Annotated in this window: 10 protein-coding genes; 5 read left to right on the top strand and 5 right to left on the bottom strand. The window is 69.3% G+C overall.

The window, feature by feature from the left end; genetic code table 11:
• Window positions 1–311 (bottom strand): SWIM zinc finger family protein (locus tag ACWELQ_RS28410; RefSeq protein ID WP_452400100.1); only part of this gene is annotated, 311 nt, incomplete at its 3' end.
• Window positions 312–478: 167 nt separating this feature from the next.
• Here ACWELQ_RS28410 and ACWELQ_RS28405 point away from each other — a divergent pair.
• Window positions 479–757 carry a SelT/SelW/SelH family protein gene (locus ACWELQ_RS28405; RefSeq protein ID WP_452400099.1) on the top strand — a complete coding sequence of 93 codons (279 nt, stop codon included), beginning with the start codon at window positions 479–481 and terminating at the stop codon, window positions 755–757.
• Here ACWELQ_RS28405 and ACWELQ_RS28400 read toward each other — a convergent pair.
• Entirely contained in the window at window positions 754–975 is a 222-nt protein-coding gene (locus ACWELQ_RS28400; RefSeq protein WP_452400098.1) for an FmdB family zinc ribbon protein, read from the bottom strand. The two genes, ACWELQ_RS28405 and ACWELQ_RS28400, sit on opposite strands and share 4 nt — an antisense overlap.
• Window positions 976–1,044: 69 nt before the next feature.
• On the opposite strand from ACWELQ_RS28400, the gene ACWELQ_RS28395 reads away from it, so the two are divergent.
• Window positions 1,045–2,604: a carboxylesterase/lipase family protein gene (locus tag ACWELQ_RS28395; protein WP_452400097.1), complete on the top strand. Its 1,560-nt coding sequence runs from the start codon at window positions 1,045–1,047 to the stop codon at window positions 2,602–2,604.
• Here ACWELQ_RS28395 and ACWELQ_RS28390 read toward each other — a convergent pair.
• The 3 genes from ACWELQ_RS28390 to ACWELQ_RS28380 form a co-directional block, all read right to left on the bottom strand.
• Window positions 2,598–3,893: a cytochrome P450 gene (locus ACWELQ_RS28390; RefSeq protein WP_452400101.1), complete on the bottom strand. Its 1,296-nt coding sequence runs from the start codon at window positions 3,891–3,893 to the stop codon at window positions 2,598–2,600. The two genes, ACWELQ_RS28395 and ACWELQ_RS28390, sit on opposite strands and share 7 nt — an antisense overlap.
• Before the next feature lie 179 nt (window positions 3,894–4,072).
• Complete coding sequence (locus ACWELQ_RS28385; protein ID WP_452400096.1) at window positions 4,073–4,789, bottom strand: TIGR03089 family protein; 717 nt, start codon at window positions 4,787–4,789, stop codon at window positions 4,073–4,075.
• On the bottom strand, window positions 4,777–6,240 hold the full coding sequence (locus ACWELQ_RS28380; protein WP_452400095.1) for an LCP family protein: 1,464 nt from the start codon (window positions 6,238–6,240) through the stop codon (window positions 4,777–4,779). Before ACWELQ_RS28380 ends, ACWELQ_RS28385 begins: the two co-directional genes overlap by 13 nt.
• A gap of 143 nt (window positions 6,241–6,383) precedes the next feature.
• Between ACWELQ_RS28380 and rfbD the strand changes: the two genes are divergently transcribed.
• The 3 genes from rfbD to ACWELQ_RS28365 form a co-directional block, all read left to right on the top strand.
• Entirely contained in the window at window positions 6,384–7,241 is an 858-nt protein-coding gene (gene rfbD / locus ACWELQ_RS28375; protein ID WP_452400094.1) for a dTDP-4-dehydrorhamnose reductase, read from the top strand.
• 50 nt (window positions 7,242–7,291) lie between these two features.
• Entirely contained in the window at window positions 7,292–8,158 is an 867-nt protein-coding gene (locus ACWELQ_RS28370; RefSeq protein ID WP_452400093.1) for a glycosyltransferase family 2 protein, read from the top strand.
• A 59-nt stretch (window positions 8,159–8,217) separates the two neighbouring features.
• The coding region (locus tag ACWELQ_RS28365) for a nucleotidyltransferase family protein (protein WP_452400092.1) at window positions 8,218–9,060 on the top strand (843 nt) is incomplete at its 3' end.

Raw genomic sequence — 9,060 nt, 5'->3', positions numbered from 1 at the left:
CCCAGCCAATCCGCCGCGAAATCCGCGACCTGATCGGCCGGCGCGACCTCGCCCGCGCTCCACGACAACAACAGCGACAGCGCGTGCTTGCACGGGAACTTGCGGCTCGGGCAGGTGCATTTGTACGCGGGCCCCGACAGATCCACGATGGTCTGATACGGCCTGCTGCCGCTGCCCTGACACAGCCCCCACAGTGCGGTGTCGTGAATCCCCGTGCCGCTCCACTTGCTACGCAGCTTGCGCGCGGCGGTCAGCGACGCGGCGTCCGGTGCGAGCGAGCCGATGTGATCGGCGGTCCAAGCGGTGGTCATCCTTCCCCCTTCCTCGGTTGAGCAAAGTTGTATCGGAAGGCACCGACAGATCCGAGCCGCGCCCGCAGCCCCGAATCGTGATGTGAAAATCGTTCTGCCAGTTGCGGTTCGGGAGATGGCGGCAGCTGCCACGCAGGTGATTCGCGGTCGGCGGTAGGGTCGCGGGCATGGCCCGCGTCGCGATCGAATACTGCACCCAATGTCGCTGGCTGCTGCGCGCGAGCTGGATGGCGCAGGAGTTGCTCTCCACCTTCGCCACGGACCTTTCCGAGGTGGCCCTGATCCCCGGCGAGGGCGGGGTCTTCCGCATCACCGTCGACGGCGAACAGATCTGGGAACGCAAGGCCGACGGCGGTTTTCCCGATATCGCGGTGCTCAAGCAGCGCGTCAGGGACCGCGTGGCCCCCGACAGGTCGCTGGGCCACGCGGACAAGAAGGCGGACTAGCCGCAGCAGCCGCCACCGCAGCAACCGCCGCCCGACGGGGCGGCGGGCGCGGCCACGGGCGACGATCCGGCCCGGCCGACGGTCCCGAAGGTCGTCAGCAGCTTGACCGTGTCGTCATGCCCCACCGGGCACGCCGCGGGCGCCGACGACTCGGCCATCGGACGATTCATTTCGAAGGTATCCCCGCACTCCCGGCAGCGATACGAGTAACTCGGCACGCCGACAGCCTAATAGACGTGTCGGAACGACTCGGTACGCTCGATTTACGGGGTACGAGGAGGTGGCTGGTGAGCACACAGATCTTCGACACACTGTCGGAAGACGCGGGCGCGCCATTGGTGCGCACGACCAGCGGTGAGATTTCGGGTTCGCGCGAGGGCAAGATCGCCGTCTGGCGCGGCATCCCCTACGCCGCCACCACGGCCGGGCCCAACCGCTTCCGCCTGCCCCAACCCCCGCAACCCTGGACCGGGATCCGCCCCTGCGTCGACTTCGGCGACGTCGCACCCCAATCGCCCGGTTTCGTCCCCGTCGACGGCAGCCTGCGCATGGGCGAGGACTGCCTCTGGCTCAATGTCTGGGCCCCCGTCGAGCCCAAGGACGACCACCGCCCGGTGCTGGTCTGGCTGCACGGCGGCGCGTTCTGCCTGGGGACCGCCGCCCAGGCCATCTACGACGGCAAACGCCTGGCCGAGACCGGCGACGTGATCGTGGTCACCGTCAACTACCGGCTCGGCGCGCTCGGCTTCCTGGACCTGTCCTCGCTCGGCGACGAATTCACCCCGAATCTGGGCCTGCACGACCAGATCGCCGCGCTGCGCTGGGTGCGTGACAATATCGCGGCCTTCGGCGGCGATCCGGGCAATGTCACCGTCTTCGGCGAATCCTCCGGCGCGGGCTGCGTGACCGCGCTGCTCACCTCACCGCTGTCGGCGGGCCTGTTCCACCGGGCCATCGCCCAATCCCCGCCCGCCACCACGGTTTTCGGGCCCGAACGCGCCGCCGTGGTGGCCAAGCGCTACCTCGAACTGCTCGACCTCACGGCCGACCGGGCCACCGAACTGCTGACCATGCCGATGGAACGCATCATCACCGCGGCGGGCACCCTGCTCGACGAGGTGCCGCTGCGCGAACCCGGCCGCCTGGCCGCCGCGCCCGTGGTGGACGGCAATCTGCTGCCCACGTACCCGAGTGAGCGCTTCCAGCAGGGCCGTTCGCATCGGGTGCCGCTGCTCATCGGCACCAACCGGGACGAGGCGTCGCTGTTTCGGCTGTTCCGCTCGCCCATCATGCCCGTCACCCCCGACGCGGTGAACGCCATGCTGCGCGGGGTCGCCGCCGACCATCCGGGCCTGTCGCCGGAGCGGATCGCCGAGATCGCCTCCGCCTATGAGGCCAGCACCCCGCGCGGCGCGCTCACCATGTCCACCGACGCCGCCTTCCGCATGCCCTCGCACTGGGTCGCCGACGCGCACTCGGCGCACTCGCCGACCTGGATGTACCGCTTCGACCACGCCACCCCGATGCTCAAGGCGGCCCGCGTCGGCGCGGGGCACGCCACCGAATTGCCTTATGTCTTCGGCAATTTCGGCTCCTTCGACTACGACCCCACCTTCTGGCTGGGCGGGCGGAAAGCGGCGCAGGAGGTCTCGGGGCGGATGATGCGCCGCTGGCTGGCCTTCGCGGGCTACGGCGTGCCCGCCGCCATCGACGGGTCCAAGCACTGGCCGCCCTACAGCGCCGCGACCCGGCGGACCCTGGTCATCGACACCGTGGACCGGGTCGTCGACGACCCGGACCGGGACCGCAACACCATTTGGGGAGACGACGTCGTCGGCTTCTACTGAGCGGGCACCGTGGCGCGGTGGCCCAGCCGGGCGGGCATGTGCGCGTACCCGTGCAGGGTGTAGAGCGGACGCCGCCTCGGCGGCCCGTCCAGCGCCAGATCGGGGAAGTTGTCGAACAGCGAGCGCAGCGCGTACACGCCCTCCATCCGGGCCAGGCTCGCGCCCAGGCAGGTGTGGATGCCGCTCGAAAACGTCAGGTGCTCACGGGCATTCGACCGGGTGATGTCGAAGCGGTTGGGGTCCTCGAACTTGGCGGGATCGCGATTGGCCCCCGCCAGCGACATCACCACCACCGTGCCCGCGGGGACCGCGTGCTCGCCGACCTCGGTGTCGCACAGGGCGAGTCGCGCGGTCATGGTGACCGGCGGGTCGAAGCGCAGGATCTCGTCCACGGCCTGCCCCCACAGGTCCGGGTCCTCCTTCAGCTTCGCCAATTGCTCTGGGTGCGAAAGCAATTGGACGACGCCGTTGCCGATCAGATTGACCGTCGTCTCGAAACCCGCGCCCATCAGCAGGCTCGCGGTGGCCTTCAGCTCCCGGTCGTCCAGATCGCCCGCGGTGACCAGGCTGCTGAGAATGTCCTCGCCGGGCTCGCGCCGCAACCGCGCCAGGTGATCGTCGAGGTAGCCGTCCATCACCCCCATGGCGAGATACGCGTCGCGCCAGGTGCGCCACGAGATGCCGATATCCAGCAGCGGGCTGCCCGCGTCACCCCAGGCCAGGAACTCGTCCCGCTTCTCCTGGGGGAAACCCAGCATCTCGGCGATGATCGCGATCGGCACCTGCTGGGCGAAACCCGCGATCAGATCGGCCGAACCGCCCGGCGGCAGCGCGTCGAGCAGCTCGGCGGTCACCGATTCGATCCGGTCCCGCAGCCGCCCGATGGCGCGCGGTGTGAAGGCGGCCGACACCGACTTGCGCAACCGCGTGTGCTCGGGCGGATCGACCATGAGCATGGACGGCGGCTCCACCGGGTTCGGCGGCGTCTGCACCGACTTCAGACGGTTGCGCAGCCACTTGGGCATGTCGATGCCGTCGGGGCCGAAGCTGCCGAAGCGGTTGTCGCGCAGGATGGCCCGGGTGAACTCGTAATCTGTGGTGACCGTCCAGTACGACTTCGGCGACAGCCGACCCAGGGAACGGATCTCCTCGATGCTCGGGTACGGATCCCGCAACGCCGCCTGGGTGGTGATCAACCGCGCGAACGGATCGCGGCGAGCCTGTAGCCGTAGCGCGTAGCGCGCGCCGCCCTGTTCGACCACCCAGCGGGCCCAATACCGTGGACTCATCATCACGGGACTCCCTCGTCATCGGATGATTCCACGGTACGGAAACCGTTGGCGGCGAAAAACATCCCGCGGAGGGAAACGGCGCTCCTACCGGGGTAGGAGAAACCAACTCTCGGACTCTCAGGGGCTTCCCCTGAAACCCCTTTCACGGACTCTCCGGGTCGCCCCGAAACCTCTTCTCACCGACGCTCGGTGGTGACCCTTTCGGATTCGATGCGTCGCTCCCGCGTGGCCGGGTCCTGGTTGGCGACCTGCACCAGCGACGCGCCCGCCGCCAGCACCGCGACGAACCCGTCGATCAGCTCGGCCGGGGTGTCCCACGAACCGGTCGAGAGCACTCGGTCCTCGCCGGTGAACCCTTGCCGCGCCGCCGATTTCCGGGCCTGCTCGAGGACTTCCGACACCGACGCGCCGTCCAGCGCGCACCCGATGCCGCCGGGCCGGAACTGGTCGCCGTGCACGCGCACCGAGGTCGCGTAGTCGGTGACGCCGATCGGCAGGTTCTTGACCGGCATGCCCATCGGATCCAGCGACAGCGCCGCCACCTCGGCGATCGGCTCGGCCTCGTCGATGCGGTCCGCGGTCACCAGCGCCAGTTCCGCGTCCGGGTCGGCGTGCAGCACCACCTCGGTCCCGGCCCACCAGCAGCCCAGCAGCACGGCAGCGGTCTGCCAGTGCGCGGGCAGCAGCACGGCGACGCGCGCTCCCGCGCTCAGCCCGAACTCGTCGCGAATCATATTGGCGGTCTTGGCCGCCCAGTTGGCCAGCGTCAGCGCGGACAGTTCGATGCGCGCGCCGGTGGCGTCGTCGTAGAAGGTGATGCGCGGGCCCGCGGGGTCGCGGGCGAGGATGGGGTCGAGTACCGCTTCGGTGAGGGTCTCGTTCAGTTCACGCATTTCGGTCCGTTCGTGCCGGCATCGATGGGTGGAGCGGGAGGCACCGGCGTCGCGGTCGTACTCCCTCCGGAGAAGTCGATGCCGCCACTGCCGGTCGCCGAACCCGGACCAGCGTAGTCACTCGCCAGCACCACGCGAATGGTGCCCGCCGGAAGTCCCGTCTCGCCGATCACCGGCAGCCCGCCCAGCGCCGCCGCCACCGCGCGCGCCTTCGGGTCCCCGCCCGACCCGGCCAGCACCCGGCTGCTCTGGATCGGCCCGCCGATCCAGTTGTCCACCGTCCCGGTCCGGAATCCCTTGGCGGCCAGGGCCTGTGCCGCCTGCCCGGCCAGCCCGCCGGTGCCGGACGCGTTGTAGACGTCGACGGAGATGGTGGAGGGGTCGATGCCGCCGTCACCCTCGTCGTCCCCGCCCACCGTCTTGGCGACGAACTTCTGCACCGCGGGCGGATCCACCCGCACCACGGATTCACCGTTGTCGGTCCAGCCGTTGAGATCCTTGACCGGGATGGTCGCGAACTTCACCTGCCCGCCGGAGAGGTCCTGGAGCTGATGCAGGAAGCCCAGCACGTCCCAGCCGTCGTCGAGCACCACCGTGCGGCCCACCGCGTTGCTGAGTTCCTGCAGCCGCGACGGGCTGGTGAGCATCTTGGCGCTGAGCACCTGATGCACCAGCTGCGCCATGTACACCTGCTGGCGCACGATCCGGTCCAGGTCCCCGCGCGGCAGGTCGTGCCGCTGCCGCACGAAGCTCAAAGCCTCTGCGCCATTGAGCTTCTGCGGTCCGGCCGGGAAGTCCGCACCCGAAAGCGGTTCGTCCACCGCGTTGTTCAAGCACACGTCCACCCCGCCCACCGCGTCGGTGAGCAGCACGAAGCCCAGCAGCCCGACCTCGGCGTAATGGTCGACCGTGATCCCGGTGAGGTTGGCCACCGTCTTGACCAGCGCCTGCCGCCCGGCCTGGGTCGAGCGGCGGTCCGCCTCGGCGGGCGCGACACCCTGATCGACCAGCTTCTGCTGCGAGAGGGCCTTGGTCACGCCGTACGCGGAGTTGATCTTCCCCATGCCGATGCCCGGAATATCCACATACGAGTCGCGGGGGATGGAGATGGCCGTCGCCGAACTGCCGTCGTTGGGCACCCGGATGAGCACGATGGTGTCGGTATTGAGCCCGCCCTCGCCGTCGTCCCCCGCGTGCAGCATGGCCAATTCGTCCGCGGTGAGCGGATTTCCGTGCGCGTCGGTGCGGGAGTCGATGCCGACCATCAGGATGTCGGTCGCGCCGTCGGCATTGTCGCCGCCCAGGCCCAGATTCCCGATCCGCTCGATGCTCGACACCAGCTGATCCACGCTGTGCCACCCCAGCCCGGTCACCACCAGCACCAGCGCCGCGACCACCGCGGTCAGCACGCGGCCCGGCGTGGCCACGCGGCGGCGCGATGCGAATGGCATGGATGCCCAGGAACTCTCTGGCAACCGGATGGTCCTTTCGAAAGCGTGGGAATCCCCCGATATGCAGGCTAGTAGCGGTAACCAAAATGTTGCAGTATCGGCGGATCCGGTGAGTCGTGGGGGTGCGTGGGAAACTGACTGCCGTGACTGGCACCAGGCTGCTGATAACGGGCGCGCGCGGGCAGTTGGGGCGGGCGCTGCAGACCCTCGCGCCGCACGCGCGTGGCCTTGCCCACACCGATCTCGACATCTGCGATCCCGACGCGGTGCGCAAGGTGGTGGGCGAGGGCGACATCCTGATCAACTGCGCGGCGTATACCGCTGTGGACAAGGCGGAAACCGACGAGGCCGCCGCCTACGCCGTGAACGCCACCGGCCCCGGCGTGCTGGCCCAGGTCTGCACCGAGAAATCCGCCCGCCTCATCCACGTCTCCACCGACTACGTCTTCCCCGGGACCGGCGCCCACCCGTACGAACCGGACGATCCGACCGGCCCCGCCACCGTCTACGGCCGCTCGAAACTCGCTGGGGAACAAGCCGTTGCGGAGTTCGCGCCCACCGCGCACATCGTCCGCACCGCCTGGGTCTACACCGGGCAGGGCACTGATTTCGTCGCCACCATGCGCCGCCTGGAACGCGAACGCGACACCCTCACCGTCGTGAACGACCAGCTCGGCTCGCCCACCTACGCCCCCGATCTGGCGGCGGGTCTGCTGGAACTGGCCGCCACCCCGGTCGCCCCGCGAATCCTGCACGCCACCAATGCCGGTCAAGCCACCTGGTTCGATCTCGCCCAGGCAGTGTTCAGCGGCCTCGGCGCGGACCCGGAGCGCGTACTGCCCTGTGGCACCGAGGATTTCCCCAGACCCGCTCCGCGCCCGGCATATTCGGTCCTTTCGGGCAATTCGTGGGCCGCCGCGGGCTTGTCGCCGCTGCGGCACTGGAAGCTGGCACTGAACGACGCACTGGCCGCCATCTCCGACTATCCTGGGCCCCCGTGAGCCCCTCGGATTCTGTCGGACAGCCCCCCGCCGCGGCGAAAAAACCGCAGTTGGCAGTCGTCACGGTGACCTACTCGCCCGGCGAGCACCTGGAACACTTCATCAGCACGCTGGCCACCGCAACCGGTGAGAAGCCGCAGGTCATCCTGGCCGACAACGGCTCGGTCGACGGCACCCCGGAAATGGCGGCCGAAGCCAACGCCCATGTGCGGCTGCTGCGCACCGGCGGCAATATCGGCTACGGCGGTGCCATCAACCGCGCGGTCGCCGAGATCGACCCGGACATCGAATTCATCGTCATCGCCAACCCGGACATCCGCTGGGGCACCGACTCCATCGACGAACTGCTGGCCGCGGCGCGCCGCTGGCCGCGCGCCGGAGCGGTGGGCCCGATGGTGCTCGAGCCGGACGGCAGCACCTACCCGTCCGCGCGCTCGGTGCCGGGCATCGCCGACGGCGCGGGCCACGCCATCCTGGGCAGCATCTGGCCGGGCAACCCGTGGACGCAGCGCTACCGGCAGGACAATGCCGCGCCGTCGGAGCGTTCGGTGGGCTGGCTGTCGGGCTCCTGCCTGCTGGTGCGCCGCGCCGCCTTCGATTCCATCGACGGATTCGACTCCCGCTACTTCATGTACATGGAGGATGTCGACTTCGGTGACCGGATGGGCCGGGCGGGCTGGCACAATGTGTTCGTGCCATCGGCTGAGGTCACGCACGCCAAGGGGCACGCCGCGGGTCGTCACCCGGAAACCATGCTTCCGGCGCATCACGCCAGCGCCTACCGTTTCCAGGCCGACCGGCATCCGCACTGGTGGCAGGCTCCGCTCCGGGTCGCGCTCAAGGCTGGACTTGCGATTCGTTGCAGGCTTGCGGTTCGATCCGCACTGCGCGAACGCGATCGAAACGGCACCGTTTAAAACGCGGCCGTTTAATATCGCTGACGCGCATTCCTGACAACCTCACAACAGGGGAGAAAATGGCGAACAGCGGTAGTACCGCCGCGACAACGGATGCGGTGATCCTGGTCGGGGGCCAGGGCACTCGACTGCGTCCGTTGACCTTGTCCGCCCCCAAGCCGATGCTGCCGACGGCGGGGCTGCCGTTCCTGCAGCATCTGATGGCCCGCATCGCCGATGCGGGCATCAAGCACGTGGTGCTGGGCACCTCGTACAAGGCCGAGGTGTTCGAAGAGCACTTCGGCGACGGCTCCGAACTGGGCCTCGAACTCGAATACGTCACCGAGACCGAACCGCTCGGCACCGGCGGCGGCATCCGCAACGTGCTGCCCAAGCTGCGCGCCGACACCGTCATGGTGTTCAACGGTGACGTGCTCGGCGGCACCGATCTGGGCGGCGTGCTCGACACCCACCACGAGTCCGGCGCGGACGTGACCCTGCACCTGGTGCGGGTGAGCGATCCGCGTGCCTTCGGCTGCGTGCCGACCGACGCCAACGGCCGGGTCACCGCGTTCCTGGAGAAGACCCAGGATCCGCCGACCGACCAGATCAACGCGGGCTGCTACGTCTTCCGGCGCGAGTACATCGAGAAGATCCCGGCGGGCCGCCCGGTCTCGGTCGAGCGGGAGACCTTCCCGTCGCTGCTCGCCGAGGGCGCGCACATCCAGGGCCACGTGGACACCTCGTACTGGCGTGACATGGGCACCCCGGAGGACTTCGTGCGCGGCTCGGCGGATCTGGTCCGCGGCATCGCACCCTCGCCGGCCCTGCCGGGACAGCGTGGCGAATCGCTGGTCCATCCGGGTGCCGGTGTCGCCCCCGGCGCGTTGCTGATCGGCGGCACGGTCGTCGGCCGCGGCGCG

The organism is Nocardia sp. NPDC004722, assembly GCF_053601505.1.
The sequence above is the reverse complement of the archived record's forward strand: the minus strand, read 5'-3'. Positions and strand labels throughout refer to the sequence as shown.

Excerpts from the sequence above, each read along its gene's own strand:
- ACWELQ_RS28405 (WP_452400099.1), top strand. The coding sequence starts at position 479 with ATGGCCCGCGTCGCGATCGAATACTGCACCCAATGTCGCTGGCTGCTG.
- ACWELQ_RS28390 (WP_452400101.1), bottom strand. The coding sequence starts at position 3,893 with ATGAGTCCACGGTATTGGGCCCGCTGGGTGGTCGAACAGGGCGGCGCG.
- ACWELQ_RS28385 (WP_452400096.1), bottom strand. The coding sequence starts at position 4,789 with ATGCGTGAACTGAACGAGACCCTCACCGAAGCGGTACTCGACCCCATC.
- ACWELQ_RS28380 (WP_452400095.1), bottom strand. The coding sequence starts at position 6,240 with ATGCCATTCGCATCGCGCCGCCGCGTGGCCACGCCGGGCCGCGTGCTG.